25 protein-coding genes, 1 pseudogene and 1 other annotated feature are annotated in these 21,843 nt (G+C 47.7%); of the genes and pseudogenes, 22 read left to right on the top strand and 4 right to left on the bottom strand.

Annotation, left to right across the window (positions count from 1 at the left end; translation table 11 throughout):
- Window positions 1-27: 27 nt before the first annotated feature.
- Genes RHP47_RS00705 through RHP47_RS00660 form a run of 10 tightly spaced genes read left to right on the top strand, consistent with a single transcriptional unit; the run spans window position 28 to window position 10,319 of the window.
- A complete protein-coding gene (locus tag RHP47_RS00705; protein ID WP_310840789.1) occupies window positions 28-717 on the top strand; it encodes a class I SAM-dependent methyltransferase in 690 nt (229 codons plus the stop codon).
- On the top strand, window positions 714-1,589 hold the full coding sequence (locus tag RHP47_RS00700) for an aldo/keto reductase (protein WP_310840787.1): 876 nt from the start codon (window positions 714-716) through the stop codon (window positions 1,587-1,589). Before RHP47_RS00705 ends, RHP47_RS00700 begins: the two co-directional genes overlap by 4 nt.
- Complete coding sequence (locus RHP47_RS00695) at window positions 1,586-3,607, top strand: aminotransferase class III-fold pyridoxal phosphate-dependent enzyme (RefSeq protein ID WP_310840786.1); 2,022 nt, start codon at window positions 1,586-1,588, stop codon at window positions 3,605-3,607. The genes RHP47_RS00700 and RHP47_RS00695 overlap by 4 nt, the downstream gene beginning before the upstream one ends.
- A gap of 16 nt (window positions 3,608-3,623) precedes the next feature.
- On the top strand, window positions 3,624-5,159 hold the full coding sequence (gene pseG, locus RHP47_RS00690) for a UDP-2,4-diacetamido-2,4,6-trideoxy-beta-L-altropyranose hydrolase (RefSeq protein WP_310840785.1): 1,536 nt from the start codon (window positions 3,624-3,626) through the stop codon (window positions 5,157-5,159).
- On the top strand, window positions 5,156-5,887 hold the full coding sequence (locus RHP47_RS00685) for a PIG-L family deacetylase (RefSeq protein ID WP_310840784.1): 732 nt from the start codon (window positions 5,156-5,158) through the stop codon (window positions 5,885-5,887). Before pseG ends, RHP47_RS00685 begins: the two co-directional genes overlap by 4 nt.
- Window positions 5,878-6,915: an N-acetylneuraminate synthase family protein gene (locus RHP47_RS00680; RefSeq protein ID WP_310840782.1), complete on the top strand. Its 1,038-nt coding sequence runs from the start codon at window positions 5,878-5,880 to the stop codon at window positions 6,913-6,915. The genes RHP47_RS00685 and RHP47_RS00680 overlap by 10 nt, the downstream gene beginning before the upstream one ends.
- The gene (locus tag RHP47_RS00675; protein WP_310840780.1) at window positions 6,912-8,102 is read left to right on the top strand and encodes an ATP-grasp domain-containing protein; all 1,191 of its coding nucleotides are present in this window, start codon (window positions 6,912-6,914) and stop codon (window positions 8,100-8,102) included. Before RHP47_RS00680 ends, RHP47_RS00675 begins: the two co-directional genes overlap by 4 nt.
- On the top strand, window positions 8,095-8,814 hold the full coding sequence (locus tag RHP47_RS00670) for an RraA family protein (RefSeq protein ID WP_310840779.1): 720 nt from the start codon (window positions 8,095-8,097) through the stop codon (window positions 8,812-8,814). Before RHP47_RS00675 ends, RHP47_RS00670 begins: the two co-directional genes overlap by 8 nt.
- On the top strand, window positions 8,801-9,463 hold the full coding sequence (locus tag RHP47_RS00665; RefSeq protein ID WP_310840778.1) for a class I SAM-dependent methyltransferase: 663 nt from the start codon (window positions 8,801-8,803) through the stop codon (window positions 9,461-9,463). The genes RHP47_RS00670 and RHP47_RS00665 overlap by 14 nt, the downstream gene beginning before the upstream one ends.
- Before the next feature lie 31 nt (window positions 9,464-9,494).
- A complete protein-coding gene (locus RHP47_RS00660; RefSeq protein ID WP_310840776.1) occupies window positions 9,495-10,319 on the top strand; it encodes an amidohydrolase family protein in 825 nt (274 codons plus the stop codon).
- Between the two features lie 14 nt (window positions 10,320-10,333).
- Here RHP47_RS00660 and RHP47_RS00655 read toward each other — a convergent pair whose 3' ends face one another.
- Entirely contained in the window at window positions 10,334-10,783 is a 450-nt protein-coding gene (locus RHP47_RS00655; RefSeq protein WP_310840774.1) for a methyltransferase domain-containing protein, read from the bottom strand.
- A 194-nt stretch (window positions 10,784-10,977) separates the two neighbouring features.
- Here RHP47_RS00655 and RHP47_RS13080 point away from each other — a divergent pair, with 194 nt between their 5' ends.
- The 3 genes and pseudogenes from RHP47_RS13080 to RHP47_RS00645 form a co-directional block, all read left to right on the top strand.
- Window positions 10,978-11,049: a helix-turn-helix domain-containing protein gene (locus RHP47_RS13080; RefSeq protein WP_399381601.1), complete on the top strand. Its 72-nt coding sequence runs from the start codon at window positions 10,978-10,980 to the stop codon at window positions 11,047-11,049.
- Between the two features lie 49 nt (window positions 11,050-11,098).
- Entirely contained in the window at window positions 11,099-11,236 is a 138-nt protein-coding gene (locus tag RHP47_RS00650) for a hypothetical protein (protein WP_310840773.1), read from the top strand.
- Between the two features lie 231 nt (window positions 11,237-11,467).
- A pseudogene (locus RHP47_RS00645) lies at window positions 11,468-11,575 on the top strand (IS630 family transposase); the annotation flags it as partial.
- A 154-nt stretch (window positions 11,576-11,729) separates the two neighbouring features.
- On the opposite strand, the gene RHP47_RS00640 reads toward RHP47_RS00645, so the two are convergent.
- Window positions 11,730-14,780 carry a glycoside hydrolase family 38 C-terminal domain-containing protein gene (locus RHP47_RS00640; RefSeq protein ID WP_310840771.1) on the bottom strand — a complete coding sequence of 1,017 codons (3,051 nt, stop codon included), beginning with the start codon at window positions 14,778-14,780 and terminating at the stop codon, window positions 11,730-11,732.
- 134 nt (window positions 14,781-14,914) lie between these two features.
- Here RHP47_RS00640 and RHP47_RS00635 point away from each other — a divergent pair, with 134 nt between their 5' ends.
- Window positions 14,915-15,709 carry a hypothetical protein gene (locus tag RHP47_RS00635; protein ID WP_310840770.1) on the top strand — a complete coding sequence of 265 codons (795 nt, stop codon included), beginning with the start codon at window positions 14,915-14,917 and terminating at the stop codon, window positions 15,707-15,709.
- A 6-nt stretch (window positions 15,710-15,715) separates the two neighbouring features.
- Here RHP47_RS00635 and RHP47_RS00630 read toward each other — a convergent pair whose 3' ends face one another.
- Window positions 15,716-16,597, bottom strand: a complete 882-nt coding sequence (locus RHP47_RS00630; RefSeq protein ID WP_310840769.1) for an alpha/beta hydrolase — start codon at window positions 16,595-16,597, stop codon at window positions 15,716-15,718.
- Window positions 16,598-16,692: 95 nt separating this feature from the next.
- Between RHP47_RS00630 and secE the strand changes: the two genes are divergently transcribed.
- The 7 genes from secE to rnhA all read left to right on the top strand — a co-directional run bounded on the left by secE (window position 16,693) and on the right by rnhA (window position 20,603).
- A complete protein-coding gene (gene secE / locus RHP47_RS00625) occupies window positions 16,693-16,908 on the top strand; it encodes a preprotein translocase subunit SecE (RefSeq protein ID WP_149817217.1) in 216 nt (71 codons plus the stop codon).
- A gap of 30 nt (window positions 16,909-16,938) precedes the next feature.
- The gene (gene nusG, locus RHP47_RS00620; RefSeq protein WP_149817215.1) at window positions 16,939-17,622 is read left to right on the top strand and encodes a transcription termination/antitermination protein NusG; all 684 of its coding nucleotides are present in this window, start codon (window positions 16,939-16,941) and stop codon (window positions 17,620-17,622) included.
- A gap of 14 nt (window positions 17,623-17,636) precedes the next feature.
- Window positions 17,637-18,062 carry a 50S ribosomal protein L11 gene (gene rplK, locus RHP47_RS00615; protein WP_149817213.1) on the top strand — a complete coding sequence of 142 codons (426 nt, stop codon included), beginning with the start codon at window positions 17,637-17,639 and terminating at the stop codon, window positions 18,060-18,062.
- Window positions 18,063-18,146: 84 nt separating this feature from the next.
- The gene (gene rplA / locus RHP47_RS00610) at window positions 18,147-18,863 is read left to right on the top strand and encodes a 50S ribosomal protein L1 (RefSeq protein WP_190278287.1); all 717 of its coding nucleotides are present in this window, start codon (window positions 18,147-18,149) and stop codon (window positions 18,861-18,863) included.
- 27 nt (window positions 18,864-18,890) lie between these two features.
- Window positions 18,891-19,023: a sequence feature (ribosomal protein L10 leader region), on the top strand.
- A gap of 18 nt (window positions 19,024-19,041) precedes the next feature.
- On the top strand, window positions 19,042-19,569 hold the full coding sequence (rplJ, locus tag RHP47_RS00605; protein ID WP_149817208.1) for a 50S ribosomal protein L10: 528 nt from the start codon (window positions 19,042-19,044) through the stop codon (window positions 19,567-19,569).
- A 75-nt stretch (window positions 19,570-19,644) separates the two neighbouring features.
- Window positions 19,645-20,043, top strand: coding sequence for a 50S ribosomal protein L7/L12 (rplL, locus tag RHP47_RS00600; protein WP_149817205.1), 399 nt, complete (start codon window positions 19,645-19,647; stop codon window positions 20,041-20,043).
- An 80-nt stretch (window positions 20,044-20,123) separates the two neighbouring features.
- Window positions 20,124-20,603, top strand: a complete 480-nt coding sequence (gene rnhA / locus RHP47_RS00595) for a ribonuclease HI (protein WP_149817203.1) — start codon at window positions 20,124-20,126, stop codon at window positions 20,601-20,603.
- Here the strand turns inward: rnhA and RHP47_RS00590 are convergent.
- Window positions 20,536-21,333, bottom strand: coding sequence for a TIGR01548 family HAD-type hydrolase (locus RHP47_RS00590; protein ID WP_310840768.1), 798 nt, complete (start codon window positions 21,331-21,333; stop codon window positions 20,536-20,538). The genes rnhA and RHP47_RS00590 overlap by 68 nt on opposite strands.
- A gap of 91 nt (window positions 21,334-21,424) precedes the next feature.
- On the opposite strand from RHP47_RS00590, the gene RHP47_RS00585 reads away from it, so the two are divergent.
- Window positions 21,425-21,724: a 30S ribosomal protein PSRP-3 gene (locus RHP47_RS00585; RefSeq protein ID WP_149817201.1), complete on the top strand. Its 300-nt coding sequence runs from the start codon at window positions 21,425-21,427 to the stop codon at window positions 21,722-21,724.
- The last annotated feature ends 119 nt before the right edge of the window (window positions 21,725-21,843 follow it).

Genomic DNA, 21,843 nt, shown 5'->3' with positions numbered 1-21,843 from the left:
AGGGTTATTCATCATCCTTAATCTCATATGACCTCTCTCAATCAACAAGATACGATTTTTGTCAATCAAGAAGCCGACGCATGGTATGAGCGCAATGCAGCAGGTGCCACTGAACCTGCCCCTCCCAACGACAGGATTTTAAGGGCTCTATCACACCTGACATTGCCAGCGCAGGGAATACTCATTGATGTTGGTGGCAGTTCAGGCAGGGTTGCTGAAGGATTTAGAAGACAATACCCACAGTGGCACTGCCGAGTTGTGGAACCTTCAGGCAAAGCCATTGCCGCAGGCAAAAAAGCTTTTCCCCACTTAGAGTTTACTCAGGGCAGTATCACCCAAGCCCAAGGATTACCTTGGCAAGAAGCAACGATTGTAGTTATTGGAGGGGTATTCTGCTTGGTCGATCGCTCCCTTCTCAGCCGTGCGGTTGCTAATGTGGATTTAGCCCTCAAGGATGGTGGCTACTTAGTGATCTCAGATTTTGATTCTCCCTTTTTACGAGCAAATGCCTACAAACATCGGTCTGGCTTATACACCTACAAGCAGGACTATGCTGAAATTTTTCGCCAACTTGGCATTTATCACTTGATTTATCGCTTTTCGGAAACACTTGTTGACCACAGCAGTAGTGATCTAGCCGACCCCTATGATCGTCAGTGGGTAACAAGTATTCTAAGAAAAGATCTGCAGGGTCGCTATTTTCGCAAATCTGAATGAATACTCAACGACTTGCCCTTGGGACCGTTCAATTTGGTCTTGCCTATGGAATTGCCAACCAGCAAGGTCAAGTCACCCTTGAAGAAGCAAAAGCCATTTTGCAACAGGCTCAAAGGGTGGGCATAGATACCCTTGATACGGCCATAGCCTACGGTGACAGTGAAGCAAGGCTAGGGGACATTGGTGTCCAGAGCTGGAATGTTGTCACTAAACTTCCCAGATTACCCTCTCACTTACTTAATGTTCAGCAATGGGTTCAGGACAACTGCAGGAAATCATTGCAGCGTCTTAAGCTAGACAAGCTCTACGGGCTATTATTGCATCACCCCTTGGATCTCCTTAGGCCAGAGGGAAAGGAGTTGTACAATGCACTCCTAGAATTGAAAACAGCTGGCTGGGTTGACAAGATTGGTTTTTCCATTTATTCACCGCAAGAATTAGAGCAACTGTATCCCAACTTTAGACCTGATCTTGTTCAAGCTCCCTTTAATGGTCTAGACCAGCGGCTGGTGAAATCGGGTTGGCTGGCTCGTCTAAAAAGCAATGGTGTTGAAGTGCATGCGCGCTCTGTTTTTCTACAGGGATTGCTCCTCATGCCCGCTGAAAAGCGTCCCCAGAAGTTCTCCCGTTGGTCTGAGCTATGGCAGAACTTAGCAACATGGCTGGCTACCGTAAAGGTCACACCCTTGCAAGCCTGCCTAGGTGCTGCCTTCCATCACGAGGGACTAGACCGGATCCTCGTCGGTGTTGAAAATTGCAGCCAACTGCAAGCTATCTTAGAAGCAATGACCACCGATCTTCCCCCTTGGCCTAGTTATCTATGTAGTGATGATCTAGACTTGATCCATCCTAGTCGCTGGGAGCAGCTATGAAAATTGCAATTGTGCAGGCACGCATGGGGTCAACCCGCTTACCCAACAAGGTGGTGCTCAAAGCAGACGGTAAGCCCCTGATTTATTTTTTGCTTCAGCGACTGCGAAATGCTAGGTTAGTAGACCAAATTGTTGTGGCCACTGGTTCTCAACCAGAAAATCAGAAAATTGTAGATTATGTGCAGGGGCTAGGGTTCTGTTGTGAACAGGGCAGTGAAAAGGATGTTTTAGATAGATATTATCAAGTCGCTAAAAAGTATGGTGCTAAAACTGTTATCCGCATAACAGCTGACTGCCCATTGATTGATCCCGAAATTGTTGACCAAGTTATCGAATTATTTCAAAGCTCTGGTGCCGACTATTGTGCAACTAGCACTCGCTTTGCCGATGGTCTAGATGTAGAAGTATTTACGTTTCAGGCCTTAGAAACAGCGTGGCAAGAAGCTTGCTCACCCTTCGATCGTGAGCATGTCTCTCCTTACATTAGGAACAGTGGTAAATTTCAGCTCAGGTTTTTAGAACCACCCATTGACTTGTCCACTTGTCGCTGGACGGTTGATGAACCGGAAGACTACCAAGTTGTTCGGCAGGCGATTGAACACTTTGCCCCTCGAATTGACTTCTCTTGGCGGGAAATTTGGCAAATGCAGCAGGAGCACCCCGCAGTTTTTAGTCTGAATCAGGATATTGGCAGAAACGAGGGAGCCATCTTAGGAACCGGCCAAAAGTTGTGGAAACGAGCCAAACGCGTCATCCCTGGGGGCAGTATGCTCCTTTCCAAGCGCGCTGAAATGTTTCTGCCAGAGTATTGGCCCAGCTATTTTAGTAAAGCTAAGGGGTGCCGCATCTGGGATTTAGATGGCCATGAATATATTGATATGTCAATGATGGGAATTGGCACCAATACCCTAGGCTACGGTCACCCAGAAGTGGATGAAGCGGTTCAGCAAGTTATTGCCAACGGCAATCTATCGACCCTCAACTGTCCAGAAGAAGTCTATCTTGCTGAAAAACTCATTGAGCTACATCCCTGGGCTGATATGGTGCGGTTTGCCCGAACGGGGGGTGAAGCGAACGCGATCGCCATTCGTATTGCTAGGGCAGCCACAGGCAAGGATTCGGTGGCCATCTGTGGGTACCATGGCTGGCACGACTGGTACTTAGCCGCCAATCTTGGCGATAAGGAAACCTTAGCCATGCATTTACTCCCAGGGCTAGAGCCAAAGGGCATTCCCTCAGGATTAAAGGGAACTGTCTTTCCTTTTCACTATAACCAGTTTGATGAACTGGAAGCCTTGGTGAATCAGTATGACATTGGCGTTATCAAAATGGAGGTGCAGCGCAACGAGCCCCCCAAAGATGGTTTTTTGGCAAAAGTCAGAAAACTAGCAACTGATAGAGGAATCGTTTTAATTTTTGACGAGTGTACCTCCGGTTTTCGGCAGGCATTTGGCGGCTTGCACAAAATTTATGGTGTTGAGCCAGATATGGCCATTTTTGGCAAAGCCCTGGGCAACGGTTACGCGATTACCGCAGTCATTGGCCGTAGGGAAGTCATGGCTGCCGCTCAGTCGACGTTTATCAGCAGCACCTTTTGGACGGAACGCATTGGACCGACAGCTGGCCTAAAAACCCTTGAAGTGATGGAGAAAACCCATTCTTGGGAACAAATCACCCAGACCGGTCGGAATATCGCTGAGCTTTGGCAACAACTGGCTGTCAAGCATCAACTGGCTCTGAGACTCTCTGGAATTCCTGCTTTGATTCGCTTTCAGTTTGAGAACACAACCAACAACCTAGCGTATAAAACCCTCATTACTCAAGAGATGCTGGCACGAGGCTATTTGGCAACCAACGCCGTATATGTTTGCACAGAACATACACCAGAGATTGTTCAGGGCTATGGTCAAGCTCTAGATGAAGTCTTTGGTCTGATCAAAGCGTGTGAAGAGGGTCGAGATGTCAAGACCCTGCTAAAAGGATCAATCTGCCATGCAGAGATGCGGAGACTCAACTAGGGAGGATGGCTAGGAAATGCTCATTGTTTTCCGCGCCGACTCGGCAACCCACATTGGCACTGGGCACATCATGCGGTGTATGACACTGGCAACAGCGCTGCATGAGCAAGGGGCAACCTGTATTTTCATTTGTCGCAACCATCCAAACAATATCATCGCCCTTGTGCAGAAAAAGGGCTTTAGGGTCTATGAGCTGCCAAGGGGAGCTGAACCCACAACAGCCGCTGACCTAGGCGTCCCTCAAGAAGTGGATGCAGTCCAAACCAAGCAAATTATCGAAAGTCTAGAGGCAACCCCTGACTGGCTGGTGGTCGATCACTACGGCATTGACAAGGCGTGGGAGCAGCAGTTGCGTCCAGTCGTCAAGCAGATTTTTGTCATTGATGACCTTGCCAACCGTTCCCATGATTGTGATGTCTTGCTGGATCAAAACTATACGCACCGCTGGGATCGCTACGTCGGCTTAGTTCCTCCGCACTGTTGCCAGCTGCTAGGGCCTGAGTACGCTCTCCTCAGACCAGAGTTCATCGCTGCCCGCGAAAAATTGGAGCGTCAAGGACGCCCACCGTTTGATCCGCGTAAGGTAATGGTCTTTTTTGGCGGGATGGATCCCCAGAACTACACAACCCAAGCTCTGCGCATCCTGCGGGAAATAGGCGACTTTGCCCCTGAAGTGGTGATTGGTGGAGCCAATCCTCACCGTGCGGAAGTGGAATCGCAAATGCAGTATTTCCCTGAAGGACAGTTGCATATTCAAACCGATGAGATGCCGGAGATCATGTTAAGATGCTCATGGTACTTGGGGTCTGGAGGTTCTATTACATGGGAGCGAATGTGTCTTGGTTTGACGGGAATTGTTGTAGTGACCTCTGATAATCAAGTAGAGTTCTGTGAGGCTTTGCATGCTGATGGTTTCGATGTTGTGATTTTTGATATCTCTAAATTAGGAGAGTTGATTAAGAAACATTTGAATTCCAGTGATTTAGATACTAAGCCAGTGGTCACAAATGTCTTAATTACCGATGGCAAAGGTAGCAAAAAAGCCGTATTGAAGATGACTCAGTTGATTGATCAGAAGCAGTTATGGTTAAGACCTGCCAGTCAAAATGATTTGATTAATTTGTTCTACTGGGCAAATGATATTACTGTTCGTCAAAATTCGTGGAACCAAGGGTTTATTACTCTAAATCAACATAACAAATGGTTTAACAACAAATTAAACAGTGGCAAGGTCAAGATATACATCCTGATGTATAACGATATACCTATTGGACAAATAAGATATGACTTCTTTAATGAAAAATGGTTGATAGATTACAGCATTACCAGTGCACTCAGAGGTTTCGGTATCGGTTCGAAACTCTTAGAACTAGGTGAACAGTATTTGTTGAAAGAACTTGGTTGTCCTTTAAGAATTTCAGCTGAGGTAAAGGAAAAGAACACTGCTTCGCTAGTTTGTTTCCAAAAGAGTGGCTATGCTATAAAGCAAAATGTGATCGAGCAATCTAGCTACTTCTCTTTTGAAAAAATAATTACAAACACTGAAAAATGACTAGTTATTTTAGAGACAGATCGGTATTAGTCGTCGCTGCCCATCCTGATGATGAAATTCTTGGCTGTGGTGGCACGATAGCTTTACATGCTGCCCACGGGGATAAAGTAACTACTCTAATCTTGGCCGAAGGCCTAACTAGTCGAAGTGTCAAGCGAGATATTCAAGAATGGGAGGAGGAACTGGGGCAACTGAAGGAAACAGCACGAAGGGCTGGGGAAGTGGTCGGGTGTAGGGATGTGCGCTTTGGTGGCTTTCCTGACAATCGGATGGACAGCGTAGACTTGCTGGATGTTGTGAAAGTGATTGAGGGAGTAATAGATGACATTCGCCCAGAAATAATCTATACTCATCACTACGGCGATCTCAATATTGATCACCGTATTACCCATGAAGCAGTTATGACAGCAGTACGCCCCTTGCCTAGTAGTTCAGTAAAGCAGATTCTGTTTTTTGAGGTACCCTCTGCCACTGGATGGAATACACCAACGGCTTTTAATACTTTTATTCCGCAGTACTTTGTGAATTTATCCGAGAAAGTGAATGATACTGAAAATGCACTTGACCTTAAAGTGAGAGCATTGGATGTGTATTCTAAAGAGATGCGTCAATATCCTCACTATCGCTCTATAGATGTGGTAAAGTACCTAGCCTATATTCGTGGCTCATCTGTGGGTCTTTTTAGTGCAGAAGCATTTCAGATTGGGAGGATGGTTAAATGGCTTTAAACCTATTTAATGATAACAAGGAAAGTCAGAGTAAGGTATTCATTGTAGCTGAAATTGGCTCTAATCATTGTCAGAGTATTGATATTGCCAAGGAAACTATTCATGCCGCCAAAGAAAGTGGTGCAGATGCTGTAAAGTTTCAGACCTTAAGTTTAGAACATGTTTATCATTGTCCGAGTCAGGAAATAATTGCTCTACACAAGCTTATAGACATATCTAACAACTTTTTTGAAGAAATTAAGAAATTTAGTGATACTCTAGGGATAGACATATTTACGGCTCCTACTTACTTGAGTGCTGTTGACTTTCTTGAAAAGAAAAACGTAAATTTATACAAAATAGCATCACCTCAAGTTGCTTGCTTTCCTCAATTGATTAAAAAGGTCGCTCAAACAGGAAAGCCAATACTTTTTTCGACTGGACTTGCTACTTATTCTGAAGTGCAAAGAGCTGTTAATATAATAACTCAGTTTCACAACAGGTATATCATATTGCACTGCAATACTATTTATCCTACCCCTGCAAAGTTAGTTAATTTAGGAAGAATAAAGATTTATGAAAAAATGTTTAATGCATTTGTTGGGTTTTCTGATCATACTCAAGGAATACACATATCACTTGCAGCAGTAGCTATGGGAGCCAAAGCTATTGAGAAGCATTTTATTTTAGATAAGAAAATCAGCACACCTGATGCTTGCGTTTCACTGACTCCAAATGAATTTTTAAATATGACAAAATCAATAAGAGATATAGAAATTGCATCCCAAAGCAATCCAAGAACATATCTTGAGAATGAAGAAATAGATTTCTTAGATAAAGTCAGGTATAAGTTAGTACTTAATAAACCAAAGAAAAAGGGAGACATTTTTTTACATTCCGATTTCAGTTATAAGAGGGCTACAGGAGGTATAGATTGTTCTCTAGAGCCGATAATTATAGAGAATTTTGTTGCACGGTGCGATATAGAATCTGAGAGCCTTCTTGAATTCCCAATGCTACAAAGTTTAGAAGGAGGTTTTAGAGAATGAATATTCTATTTATCAATTTAGGCTGGGAACAAAAGCCTCTCTTGGCAAGACTTGCAAATCAGGGTCATAAGATATACGGTTATCACTTCAGTAATGATTACGAAGCTGACTTTGCTTACGAAGATGTCTGTATCGGTGACATAAGAGATTTATACAGAATAAGCGAGTTTGCAACGAAGAATGCTATAAATGCTGTTGTATCAGATGCATGTGATTACTCTTATTTTGCACAAGCTTTTTTATCTGAACTTCTTTCGATTCCCGGACCTAAACTACATCAAGCTCAAGTTGCAACAAATAAATACTACCAAAGACGTAAAGCCCAAGACAGCGGACTAAAAGTACCGCAGTTTCGTCTCGCTTCTACATATGAGGAAGCACTTTATGCATCAAAAGAAATCCTTTATCCTCTAGTACTAAAGCCTATAGATAATAGAGGATCTTTTGGTGTATTCAAGGTTGAAAATGAAAGTCAGATGAAAGAGCTATTCTATAAATCACTTATGATGTCTCACTCGAGACTTGTTTTGATTGAGCAATATATTGAAGGGCAAGAATACACTGTTGATGGTTACTGCTTTAACGGTCATCCTACATCATTAGCAGTAGCTGTAAAATCTCATTACAAAGAGAATCAGTGCGTAGCAAATATTATAAAGTACTCTTCAAAAATTAACGTTTGTAAAGAAATTTCTAGATATAACTCGCTGGTTGCCCAGACATTAGGATTCGATTTTGGAATGACTCATGCTGAGTATATTATTGACAAATATGATAATATCTATCTTATAGAAATGGCTAACCGAGGTGGAGGAGTTTATACATCTTCATTGATTGTACCTTTATTAACTGGAATTGATTTACCCAGTGTTTACATTAATGATTGTTTGGGACAAACACAAAATAGTAACCTAGTTGATTATTATCCTCATGGTGCAAAAAAGGTTATACTTTATTTTTTTTCTTTTCCCTTAGGAGTGATAAAGGATATTAGAATCGATCCTAAGGTGGTTAATGATCCTAGATTAGTCAAGTTAAAGTTGTTTGTAAAACCATCACAAGTAGTTTCCCCTGTCAAAAGCGATGCTCATAGGCATGGCTTTGCTATAATCCAACTTGATGAATCAGAAAACGAAAACATCTTCATCGAAACACTACATAGAGGTATAAGTATAGACTATGAATGATTCTTCTGTCGTACTAGAAGTAATAAACATTATTGAAAGAAACAGAATATCGACCAGCCAAGTTTCTGATGCTCTGAATAAGGCAGGAGTTCTTAATAATTTTCGCCCTCTAGTATATGGCTATCATAAAGTGGGCTTAGTTAGCTATGTATATACCCATTCAAACTCAAACTATCATTTACATCAACAAATAGAAAATGTACCAGAAGGATCGATTGTATATATCGAAGGCTTTAACTGTGAAGGCAAGGCTCTCTTCGGAGAATTAGTTGCTAAATACTTGCTTCTCTACAAACGGTGTAAAGCTATCATAGTGGGTGGCTTAGTTCGCGATGTTCATTCCTTGTTAAAGGAAAGATATCCAATTTGGTCTTTTGGTACTACTCCAATCGGTTGCTCAAACAGCCTACCAGAGCCAAATGACTATGTCAATGAGCAAGTAAATCAATCAAGAGCTAGGTTTGAAAATGCTATTATTGTGGCAGATGATTCAGGCGTTGTTTTGATAGAAAAGGAGAAGATCAATGAAAGTCTAAAACAGAGGCTTCAATTCGTTGAACTGCAAGAAGACATATGGTTTTACTGTATAGATACTCTAAAATGGTCAACTTATGAAACGATTTGTAGAAAATCATATATGAATAACCCACTCGTCCTCCCTGCAAACTTGCAAGCAAAACTAAAGGAGGTTATGCCCGATGAATCAGAATAGTTTATTAAACTTAGAACAAATATCGAAGGATGTTCGAGAGCGGTATTCTACTAGGTACAAAACGCACGGCTACTCACCTCTTACTTTGGGCTGGGATTCCACAGATCATCAAATTACTAGATTTGAAAAGGTTACTAAAATAGCTAATCTCAATGGAAAACAAGTATTAGATATTGGATGTGGCTTTGGTGACTTTCTCGACTTTTTGGATAACCGTCTAATCAGTTATAGCTATTACATAGGATGGGATACTGTTGATTACTTTATTGCAGAAGCTCAGTCTAGACACAGTAACAGCAAAAGTAAATTTGAAGTATGCGATATCATCACTTTACCGATAAATTCTCAACCAATAGCTGATGTTTCCATTATGTTAGGGTTGTTAAACTGGAATTTAGGTAGTAAAGAAAAAAACATTCAATTTACTAAATTCATGATAAGCAAAGCTTTTCTTCTATGTAGACATATGTGTATTGTTGACTTTCTTTCTTCGAATCTTGATCCTTCTTATCCTCCTGAAGCCAACGTTTTTTATCACGATCCTTCTGAAGTAATTCAGTTAGTATCCACATATATGCAAAATTTTATTTTAGCGCATGACTATCCTTGTATACCTCAAAAAGAGTTTATGGTTGCTTTACTAAAATAGCAATTGCTATACACCCTTACGATAAATAAGTATGAGTAAAATTTTTGATTTTAATGTTCACGCTGTCTCCTTACAGCATAATCTACATTCGATTCATTTTTCAGAAACGGAGGTAACTCCAGAGTCAGTTTTAGCCACTCTTGACAGCTACAAGCCAAGTCTAGCAAGTGCAACTTCAATTAACTTGATGATCCTAAACGATTACTTCTTCATGACAAATGGAATTCAAGAATTCCTTAAAAGTTTATACAATGTATGTCCTAACCTAGCTTCTATTACGGCAACAACTCCAATAAGTAAGGCGCTAGCTTTTTGTTATCTTGATAGTCTTAAGCAATTTGGCGTCAAAGGAATTAAGTTTCATTGCTATACCCAAAAAATTTCAGAAGCTTTATTTACTGATGTGGTTGCGATTGCAAAACGAGCATCTGAAATGGGATTTTACATCTGTATTGATACTAGCTATGGCACAACTAAGCTTTTTGATTTCGATAACCTGAAGTTAGCTGCGCGTATTTGTGACTATGTTAAAAATGTACCTATAATTTTACTTCATAGTGGCGGAGTAAGACTTAGAGAAGTATTAGTACTTGCTGATTACTGTCCAAATATTTACCTAGAGACTTCTTTTTCTTTGAACTATCTTGCGGGTTCTCCTTGGGAAGATTTTTTTGCTTTTATGTACAAAAAAGTTGGTTCGGAGCGTATTATTTTTGCAAGTGATTTTCCTTATGTAAGTATAGAAGATGCTACATCAATGCTTGAAATAGTTATGAATAAGGCGGGTTTTAGTAAGCTAGAGAAGGAAAATGTTTACTACAACAATGCTACAAGAATTGTTAATCTGCTTAAATAGGTGATATTACATTGTTATACTTTACGAGCTATGATTTGAACCGATGATGATTTTTTCTGTTTAAGAGCAATAAAGTCAAATATAGCATCAATTTCTTTAAGTAAACTTTGCAATTCTATGCTTTCGCTTATGGCTTCTAGACTTATTCCAAGCTTACGTGCAACAGAAGCAGAGAAGTACCAATTCTTAGGCATGTGGTGGGTGAATAGTATAGTGAAGCCACATCTTTCTAGCAGATATCTTCCACCTTCAAGACTATAGAGTACTAAATGATATGGAGGCATTACCCAAAAAAAGTTAGAGCCCAGTAACTCACAAGCCAGAGAGTCAACTGTGGGAAATTCAAGCAATAAAATACCATTGCTTGTTAGTGATTCATGGCAACGCCTCAAGAAGTTTTCCGCATCAAAAAGGTGTTCTATAACCGTCCAACAAGTAATAGCGTCAGAGGTACTGCTAGGCAAGCGAGTGAATCAGGCTATTGAGCGGGGTACGGCTGTTTCATGGGAGCATATTGGCTGAGTTTGTACTATCTGTTGTAGTATTGGCCATAATAAGCAAATAATATGGTTCTTTAGATGATAGATGACAGAAAGATTGCTGTATGCTGTAGATTATACCAGCTCTTTGTAACATTAGCCGTCCACAAATTGCCCAATTGCTCCATTGCAACGAGTCCACCATTACTCGCTGGCTGAACGCCTATCGCCAAGGAGGACTCCAGCAGTGATGGCACAGTTGCAGGAACGCCTACAAGACCCCACAGTTACAAGGCCATTGTGCAGTGGCTGCGACAGGAGCATCAGCTTGAGGTCGCCTACCCGACGGTGCATCGCATTGTGGGCAATGTCGTGCCTGTGTTTGCCCCCGAGGTCAATCCCATTGAGCGGTTGTGGCAACATCTGCGAGCAGCATGAGCATGGCAGTCCTTCGAGACGCTGGAAGCCCTGCGTCAAAAGCTGCAAGCTGTATTGTCACAACTGACGGCGGGGGTGATTCGTTCTTTGACGGGCTGGTCATTCATTACACAGCCTTTATTAACCCTATCTTCAAATTGAATTGGTATTAGTAGCAGGACGGTATAGACACCAGAAAGACTTCATCGCCCCAATGCTGTTTTGCAGATATTTGAATGCGGTAGGGTTTGTGATTTGAATGTGATTGAGCACGACTTTAGTGCGCTGAAGCGAGCGCGGATGTATGCAGGGTCAAACAGTTCTATTGATGAGGTGATTCGCAATTATTGTGCTGGATAATGTCTCATTCTTTATTGGAATAGCTATAAGGCAAAAAATGAGCACTCATCAATAGAGTATGGGTAGTGAACTGCCATGCAGTGAGGGATCAATTTGCTTGGCTAAGCGAGATTTGTCTCAGAATCGCCAAGAATCCTCAAGGCGCAATTGCAGGTCAAGGGTGCAGCCGAAAGGCTTGAATTTGCCACGGGCTGAGGGTTACTGAGTCTGTGTCCCCTGCGGGCGTCTCTAGGAGCGTTTGCTGCTCTTTGACTTGCCATGGAATAAACGTTGAGTGCAGCTCCAAGGTGCCCCCTTCACCAACCACTTCAGCGACTCGCAATTGCCAACCCTGTCCATCCTCCGCTTGTTTCAGGGCCAAACATTGAATGTGGGCATCCGACCAATGGAGCAGGTGAGCGTGGGGGGGTAAGGTGCCTGACAAGTTGACAGGGGCGATCGCGCTGCGGAGGGGATGATTAAACTGAGCCGCCCATTGGGAGACAGCAGCCGCTTGCCATGAGCCACTGTGGGGAAACACGCCATAACTAAAGCGGTGGTGGCGGCGATCGCTCGTCGGATCTGGCCAAGTGGGCGATCGCAACAGGGTTAATCGCAGTTGATTCGCTTGGGCATCAAGGCCATGCTTGCAGTCGCTGAAAAGACTCACCCCATACTCTGGGGTACTCAGATCCACCCACGTTAAAAAGGGCACCTCCCATTTTGTTTGCTCATGGGCGCTGAGGTGGGGATTGGGAAGGGTCGGGCGCAGCGTAACGCCGCCGGGAGTTTCACAGGTGATCTGCTCAGCCCTGATTGCCAAGGGAAAAGCCGCCTTGAGGAGAATATGTTCCTCCTGCCAGTCAATCACCGTATCAATGCGCAGCCACGGGGTTTGATACTGCAACACATACTCCTGCTGCATCCGCGAGGACTGAAAGCGCCATCTGACCCGTAGTCGCTGCTCCAGTTGATGCCACGTCACCCATTCAATGGCCTCTAGGGTCGCCCCCGGCAGTCGCTGCTGCCCATAGTTGGGGTCAATGTTCCAAGCATCCCAGTATTGCCCCTGATCACGGAAAAATTGCAGTTGATTACCGCGATCGCCCAAGCAGGGACGATGATTCAACTTGTCATACAGATTGGTGATTTCCCCTGTTGCCGGATCAATTTCAACGTGGAGATAGTTATTTTCTAAGACATAGCCCAAGGGTGGGGTTGGTAGCGTATCAGGGCGCGATCGCGGGCAGAGCCACAGCAGTGTGTAGCCAATTCCCGGCACCTCAGGGGTACGAAACGTCAAGCAACCTTGGGGAGCATTCAACTGCGCTGGTAAATCGTAGTCGCCCCGTGGACAATAAACCCGCCAAGAGGAAACCTCCTCAGGGAGCTGTGCCAAGTCAATGTGGACAACCCCGGCGCGATCGCCCACCCCACTATTGAAAATAACCACAGGCATTGCCCCTGCCACGGGGGGGTCGCCGTAGTCTATAGACGCACACAGAGCCGTTTGCGCCGCACCCAGTAACGTTTCTGTTGTTGTCAGGAGTTGCTGCCATGTTGGGTTCACCTCCGCATAAACCTCTGGAATCGAGGAGCCGGGGAGAATATCATGAAACTGATTAAAGAGAAGTTGTTGCCAACAGGCTTTGAGTTCTTCTCTGGGGTAGGAAAAAGAAGTTGTGATTGCCGCGAGGGCACACCAGCGTTCCGCCTCTTGCAGTTGGCGTTGGGCGCGATCGTGGGCGGCCTTTTGATCGCCATGGCTGGTGTAGCAGCCGCGATGGAATTCCAAGTAGAGTTCCCCTTGCCAGACGGTTGTGGGGGGTGTTTCTTGGGTTAATTGTTCCAGATACTGCCGCACCGTTGTCCACCGCCACTGCGGACCAATGCCCCCCAGTTGTTGCCAGCGTCGCACCCGTTCTAACATGTCTGCCGTTGGTCCACCGCCATGATCGCCGACACCAGGGAGCCAGAGACTGCGCCGCGCTCCCGTTTGTTGCCACCACTCTTGGGCATAGGCAGCCATTTTCACGGGAGCAATCCCCTCGCCAATGGGTGCTGACATCAGGGCATTCACCGCCGCCCCCGCCACATCCCGCCAGACAAACCAACCGTGGGGAAAGCGTGTGGTGTCATTCCAGCGCAATTTTTGGGTGACAAAGTAGCGAATGCCCCCCTGAGCCAAGAAACTGGGGAGCCGTTCTGGAAAGCCAAAGGTATCGGGCAACCAAGCAATGGGGCTAATGCCACCAAAGGCCTGCTGCACGTACTGCTGCCCATAGAGAATCTGACGGGCAATGGACTCAGCATGAATGAGATTGAGTTCCGGTTCTACCCAAAGACCTGCCGCCACATCCCACCAACCCGCTGCCACGGCTTCCTGAATCCGCCCAAAAAGTTCTGGGGCATGGGTCTGCAAATAGGCATAGAGGGCGGGAGTGGAGTGGGTAAAGGTGAGTTCGGGATAGCGTTCCTTTAGCTGCAAGACGGATCGAAAAGTGGACTGTGCCACTTGCCAGGTTTCGGCGATCGGCCAAAGCCACGCCAAGTCCAGATGGGCATGGCCACACAGGTGCATGGTGAAGTCCCGCAAGGGGGTGGCGATCGCCTGCATTTTCTCGTGGATCTCCGCCAGCAACGGATCTAAGATGGGGCGCTGTCCATGACTTTCTAAAACGTCCTTCAGCAGGGGTTCAAGGGGTTGCAGGTTGAGGGTTTCACCAAAGATCGCCAAAATGTCCAACTCAGTGGCAACAAAGTCCGGATTCACTCCCGTTGGCAATTCAAACCGCAGGCCTGATCTCACCAAAGCACCGTCATCGTGGCCGGGACTCACAAGATGCAACACCACCTCCCATGCTTGGCCGGGGGTCACTGCCTCCCCTAGGCACAGACTCACCGAATGATCAAATAAATCCCCCTGATGCACCGCCTGACCATTGACATACACCGTTGCCTGATCCGCCCACCACGTGAGATCAAGGTGTAGAGTTAAACCCGCCACACTATAGCCTTGAACCGTCGCGGGTACCGTGATTCGCTGCCCCAACCAGAGGGAGTGCCGACCCTTGGGCCACGCCAAATGCCCTTTAGCATTCACTGCATAGGGGGTCGTCGCCGCATCTTTGAGCGAGGGGGAACTGAGGGGAAACCACTGGGAATGAATCTCAATGACTGCCAATGACTGCAAATAGTCACGAGATTTTTTAACTAATTTTGTCAAGAGCATAAAACTTCGTTAATTTTCCTGCGATCGGCCTAGGCCAATTGCTATGCTGGAGGTGTGAGGAGCCGTCATCATTCGTTTAACCAAACTGTCAATAAAATAAGCAAACTTTATTTCAGAGGAGTGACCTCATGGTAACCCGATTTGCGCCGTGGCGGGGCTTTTTGATCTCCTCAGTCTGTGGGATATTGACAGCCCTTGCGATCGCCCCAGTAACGCCTGCCCAAGCCCAGCGACCCTCAGCCCCCGATCAACCCGTAGAAACAGTAGTCACGGATCCGCTTCAGAGTCCTTTCCCCCTCCCTTGGAAATGGATTGACGACGGCCACGCCGCTGCTCTAAAGGCTAAGAAATCTCTCCGCTTGACTCAGCAGACGCCCCAATATCTCTCTCCCGATGGCCGCTATGTGGCACAGGCCACCCTCTACTTCACGGCCCATCCAGAAGCCCATCGGCAACAACTGGTGAGTGTTTTGGAAATTCGCGATCGCCAGAGCGGCAGTCAGCAGCGCATTGAAAGCCTCAAGGAAATGCCGCCTGAATTTTTGGCAGAGGTGCCCCAAGGTCAAGGTCTGATTGCAGTACTGGTTCCAGTTGGCTGGTCAGAAACGGGCAATCGTCTCTTGGTGCGCCAGCTTAGCGGCTTGTTTGCCACTGATTTAATTAGCGATGGCGCGTGGATTTGGCAGGCGGGGGTGGGTCATGTGGCCACGGTTTATCCCACCGCTGATGAATACGACTTTGCCACCCTTTTGGGCTGGAGCACAACGGATCCGCAGCGGGTGCTCTTTCAAACCCAAACCATGGGGAACCCCAAAGCCACAATTTGGGCAGTGGATACTCAAGGCAGCACCCAATTGGCCCAGGGCGATCGCCCCCGTGTCTATGGCACAACCCTACCCGCCACTGCCAATGCCCAGCGTTAGATCACCTCAGGGGGAGGCCAGCAACTGGCCAAGGTAGCGATCAATCCAGCCAATCATCACCGCAGGGCACTCCAACTGCGGCGTTAGTCCCACCCCTGGCATCACATCAAAAGCACGAATCGCCTCGGGGTTTAACTGTGCCAAGCGTTGACCCACGGCCACAGGAGGGAGTTTTGCCTGCTCTCCCCAAACGATATAGGTCGGCACCGTCAAATGGGGTAAAAAGCGACTGAGATCGCAGCAGAGATCACCCCGCACAAAGGCCAACGCGGCAAATTCTGCCCCCGCCGACTGCGCTACTTCGGTATAGGTGGCAATCATTTCCGGGCTGATGCGGCTAGGTCGAGCAAACTGTTGATTGGCCATAAAGGACTGCACACTCAGGACATTGGCCACGCCGAGGCGATAAAAGGCGATATCCACATAGGGCTGGCGGGCAATCTGGGCAAGGGGGGTCTGGCGGTAATCTTGACCAAAATCACTCAACCCTGTTGGGCAGGTGAGAATCAGGCCACGGAAGCGTTGGGGATGGGCGATCGCCCCTTGAATAGCAAAGGCTGCCGTCAGTGACGACGTGATTACCACTGCTGGTTCTGCCGTCAATTGGCCAAGGCACTCCAGCAAGTGATCCACATAAGCCGCCACCGTATAGGATTGATCGCGATGCTCAGAGACTCCCCAACCGGGCAAATCCAACGCAAAAAGGGGATACGCCGCCGCAAAGGCTGGGTAAACCGCTGACCATTCATAGCGACTAGAGCCGCCCCCAAAGCCATGCCAAAAAAACAGGGGCGGGCGGGCATAGGGCGTAGTGCTGAACTCATTTGTAACGTAGGCCACCTCCCCCATGGCGGTCGTGAGGGTGCGCGATTGCAAGCAATCAAACATCGGGATTTCCTAAAAAGAAGAAACCTGCTATGATAATAAATCGCGCTGAATTAAACGGGTAGCAACGGGCTGCCCCCGCCCTAAGGAGTGCCGCCGTGACCAAGAGTACCGAAGGCGAAAAGCCCACTAGTGGCTTTAATCTAACCGAGTTTTTCCGCGAAACCAAGGAAGAACTCAGCAAAGTGGTGTGGCCTGATCGCCAGCGTCTGATTGGCGAATCTGCGGCAGTCATTCTCATCGTTTCCCTTTCCGCTGCGGTCATCTACCTAGTGGATGAACTCTTTCGTTGGCTGGCCACACTGATTTTCTAGACAGCCAAAGATTCCTACGAGTACGCGCCTATGGTGAGTGAATTTACTGATCATTCTGATCTGAACGATCCTCTTGACGACACCGTTGAAGTGGCCGAAGGGGATCAAGCGGGTAAGGTCAAACGGTTTTGGTATGCCGTGCAGGTGGCCTCTGGCTGCGAAAAAAAAGTGAAAAGCACCATCGAGCAGCGGCTCCATACGCTGGATGTGGCCGATCGCATCTTTCGCATTGAAATTCCCCAAACCCCCGTCATCAAAATTAAAAAAGATGGCTCGCGGCAAACCATTGAGGAAAAAGTTTTTCCGGGTTACGTTCTTGTCCAAGTGCGGGCACAGCAGTCCCCCGAAACAGGTGAATGGCAAATTGATGATGAAGCTTGGCAGGTGATTAAAAACACCCCCAATGTGATTAACTTTGTGGGTGCCGAGCAACGCCGCAGTACAGGCCGCGGCCGCGGTCACGTCAAGCCCATGCCCCTGAGTCCGGCCGAAGTGGATCGCATCTTCCGCAAAGCCCAAGAACAAGAACCGGTTCACCGCATTGATCTCAATAGTGGTGATAAGATCAAAGTTCTCAATGGTCCCTTTAAGGACTTTGAGGGAGAGGTGATTGAAGTCAGTGCTGAGCGCAGCAAACTGAAAGCATTACTCTCGATTTTTGGCCGCGAAACGCCGGTCGAACTCGAAGTGACTCAAGTGGAAAAAGTAGATTAGGACGCTAACTCACTATGGCGAAAAAGGTCGTCGCAGTTATCAAACTTGCCATTCAAGCGGGTAAAGCCAACCCTGCTCCCCCCATTGGTCCGGCCCTTGGTCAGCACGGTGTGAACATCATGATGTTCTGCAAAGAGTACAATGCTCGCACCGCCGATCAAGTGGGGATGGTGGTTCCCGTTGAAATTTCGGTCTATGAAGATCGCAGTTTCACCTTTGTTCTGAAAACGCCGCCCGCTTCCGTGCTGATTCAAAAAGCTGCGGGCATTGAAAAAGGCTCCGGCGAACCCAACAAGAAAAAAGTGGGCAGCATCACCCGTGCCCAACTGCGGGAAATTGCTGAGAAGAAAATGCCGGATCTCAATGCCAACGATATTGAAGCGGCCATGCGGATTATCGAAGGTACTGCTCGCAATATGGGCGTGACCATTGCTGACTAAAGCTTTCCTTCGTGTGTTCCTGTTGAGTCCGTTGTTGTGTTGGGGGAGAAACTGCGTTTCGTTAGTACCCCGTGGAGGTAAATTCTGATGCGTAAACTCTCGCGACGACTGCGTGAACTCTATGCCAAGGTGGAGGATCGTCCCTACGCTCCCCTTGAGGCCTTGCAACTGCTGAAGGAAACGGCCACAGCCAAATTTCCTGAATCGGCAGAAGCCCACATCCGCTTGGGCATTGATCCCAAATATACCGACCAACAATTGCGAACCACTGTGGCGCTCCCCAAAGGCACCGGTCAAACGATTCGCGTGGCGGTCATTGCCCGGGGTGAAAAAGTGACTGAAGCCAGTGCCGCCGGTGCCGATGTTGTGGGTTCAGAGGAACTCATTGACGAAATTCAAAAGGGGCGGATGGACTTTGATCTCCTCATTGCCACCCCCGATATGATGCCCCAAGTAGCCAAAGTGGGTCGGATTTTGGGTCCGCGGGGGCTAATGCCGTCGCCCAAAGCCGGTACAGTGACCTTTGACTTGCCCCAAGCCATTCAGGAGTTCAAAGCGGGGAAGGTGGAATTCCGCGCCGATCGCACCGGGATTGTCCATGTGCTCTTTGGCAAAGCTAGCTTCAGCGCCGAAGACTTGCTCGTCAACCTCAAGGCACTACAAGAGAGTATTGACCGCAACCGCCCGAGTGGTGCCAAGGGTCGCTACTGGCGCAGTGTCTATGTGGCCGCAACGATGGGGCCGAGCATTCAAGTGGACATCAACGCCCTGCGGGAGCTAAAACTGGCCGAAGCCGCCTAAGGAGGACTTGCCTATTGCCCAATACTGGACAACTCAAGACTGAAACCGAAGACCGCAGGGGTCTGGCTCAGACATAATCTTCCTGCCGAGGTTTGCGAAGTCCATCCGTTGGGATTGGGCGATCGCCCCGGCACCACTGCTGGGGTTTTTCTTGCACTGACTACAGGAGGTGATGCGCGTGGGACGCACGCTAGCAAACAAAAAAGAAATTGTGGCGGAGCTAAAGGAACGCCTGAGCGAGTCACAAATGGCACTGGTGATTGACTACCAAGGTCTCACCGATGCTGAGATGAAGGATTTGCGGCAACGCTTGCGCAAGTGTAATGCCAGTTGCAAGGTCACTAAAAATACGCTGATGGAATTGGCGGTTAAAGAAAGTGACACTTGGCAACCCATGACCCAATTCCTCAAAGGACCTTCGGCGTTCCTCTTGGTCAAGGATGACATTGGCGGCACGATCAAGGCCTACCAAGAATTCCAAAAGGCCACGAAAAAAACCACCCTACGCGGTGGGGTCATGGAGGGACGGGCCCTTGATGAAGCGCAAGTGAAGGCCATTGGTGATCTGCCCTCAAAAGAACAACTCATGGCGCAGATTGCTGGTGCCCTCAATGCCGTCACAGCGAAGATTGCCATTGGCATCAAGGAGGTTCCTGCTTCCTTGGCGCGGGCAACCCAGGCGATCGCCGACAAAGGTGCGGCATAGATCGATCCTGTTTTCGGTTTCCCTTGGGAAGCCACCTGTTCTTGTTTTCTAACCTTGAAACGATAGGAGTTGACAATGTCTGCTGCAACCGATGAAATTCTCGAAAAGTTGAAATCCTTGACCCTGCTGGAAGCCGCTGAGCTGGTCAAGCAAATTGAAGAGGCCTTTGGTGTCAGTGCCGCTGCGCCGGTCGGTGGCATGATGGTCGCCGCTCCTGTGGGTGGTGGTGCTGCTGCTCCCGCAGAAGAAGTCGAAGAGAAAACCGCCTTCGATGTCATTCTCGAAGAAGTCCCCGCCGACAAGAAGATTGCCGTGCTCAAAGTGGTGCGCTCTTTGACCGGCTTGGGTCTCAAGGAAGCCAAGGAAGTGGTGGAATCCACGCCCAAACCCGTGAAAGAAGGTGCCACCAAAGAAGACGCCGAAGCCGCTAAGAAAGAACTCGAGGAAGCCGGCGCCAAAGTCAGCATCAAGTAGTCTTTGGTATCCATTTGTTTCGGGGGTGGTCTTGTGGCCCCCCCTTTTTTATTTGCAACCTTTGGAGGGCATAGAGACTCATGACCGAGATTCGTGCCATTTATACCGATGGTGCCTGCGAAGGCAATCCGGGACCGGGGGGCTGGGGCGTGGTCATTTACTTTACCGACGGCTCTGTGCAGGAACTGGGGGGACATCACCCCGCGACCACAAATAATCGCATGGAATTGCAGGCGGCCATTGCAGCCCTCAAGGCATGGCGCCAACTGGCTCCGGGGAGCGCGATCGCCCTTTACACCGACAGCGAATATGTCCTCAAGGGAATTACGGAGTGGATCCACAACTGGAAACGGCGGGGCTGGAAAACAGCCGCCAAAAAGCCTGTTCTCAACCAAGACCTGTGGCAGGAGCTAGATGCCCTCAATGATCCCTTAGTCCAGTGGCACCATGTGCGTGGCCATAGTGGCGATGTCGGCAATGAACGCTGTGATCTTATTGCCCGCAGTTTGAGTCGTGGGCAGCCAATTGCCCTAAGAACGCTGCCACCATCGCTGGGGTAATGTCGCGCGTGTGTTCAAAAACTGCACTGGCTCCCGCTGAGCGCAAGCGATCGCCATAGCGTTGCCGATCTTCGGGCTGGACATGGGGAGGAATCACCCCTAAGGCAATCCACGGCGTTGTTGCTTGTTCTTTGCGGGCATTGACAACGGTCTGCATATCCGCCACTGTATCCCCCACATAAAAGGCAGGAATGTTTTCCTGAGCCGCGGCCTGACGGTAGGCCATGCGGAGTCCTGTGGGGTCGGGTTTGCCGGGGGCATCTTCCATGGCGATCAAAAGGGGCTGATCGAGACCCAAGCGGTGTTTCAGAACATATTCTGCCGAGTCCCGCGTCGCACCACTGACAAACCCCCAGCGGATTTGTGCCTGATCAAGAGCCTGAAAATAGGCAACATCCACCAGCAGTGGCTCATCTTGAATATAGCCGCACCAATTTTCGCCACTATAGCGCTCCTCAAAAAAGATCACTAGGCGTTCATAGTCCAAGGGCACTTGGCAGCGGGGTTTCCCTTGGCGTTCAAAGTAGCGATAAATGAGTTCACGCGACCCTTCCCAGTCGTTATTCCAGCAGCCTTCCGCCTTGAGGTTGTCAATTTCCTTTTGACTGGGACGATAGGCACCCCCCGTAAAATGCTCGACGGTATCCGCTAGGGCACGGCGATAGGAACGACTGACATCGCGAATCACCCCATCAATATCAAAAAAGACACAGGCGCAGGGGGTACTCAACCGTAGCTCTCCAGAAACTTGTATGCAGTTGGCCTGATTGGTTATTATAAAGGATGGCTTTTTGTGAAAAACGAGTTTTAGGAGGTTAGAATTGTCCCGCTTTACCCTGAGAGTACTTTGGTTAGAAAAAGACGTGGCGATCGCTGTCGATCAAATTGTTGGCAAAGGGACAAGCCCCCTCACCTCCTACTTCTTTTGGCCGCGCACCGATGCTTGGGAACTCCTGAAGGCGGAGTTAGAGAAGAAATCTTGGATTACGGAAGCCGAGCGGATTGAACTCCTCAACCGTGCCACCGAAATCATTAACTACTGGCAAGAGGAAGGCAAAAATCGTCCCGTCAGCGAGGCACAAAAGCGCTTTAGTGATGTTAGTTTTGTAGGCACAGCCTAGGGTATTCTGAATCCCGAGGTAAATCACTACCTGTTGAGGAGAAACATGATGGGAATTGTTTTGTACTTTGTCATTGTTGCGGGCGCGATCGCCTTGGCGACAATTTTGTTTCACACGCT

Origin of the sequence: Thermosynechococcus sp. QKsg1, from assembly GCF_031586415.1 — a bacterium.
Taxonomy (GTDB): domain Bacteria; phylum Cyanobacteriota; class Cyanobacteriia; order Thermosynechococcales; family Thermosynechococcaceae; genus Thermosynechococcus.
Note: the sequence above shows the minus strand (reverse complement) of the source record. Positions and strands in the feature narration are given on the sequence as shown.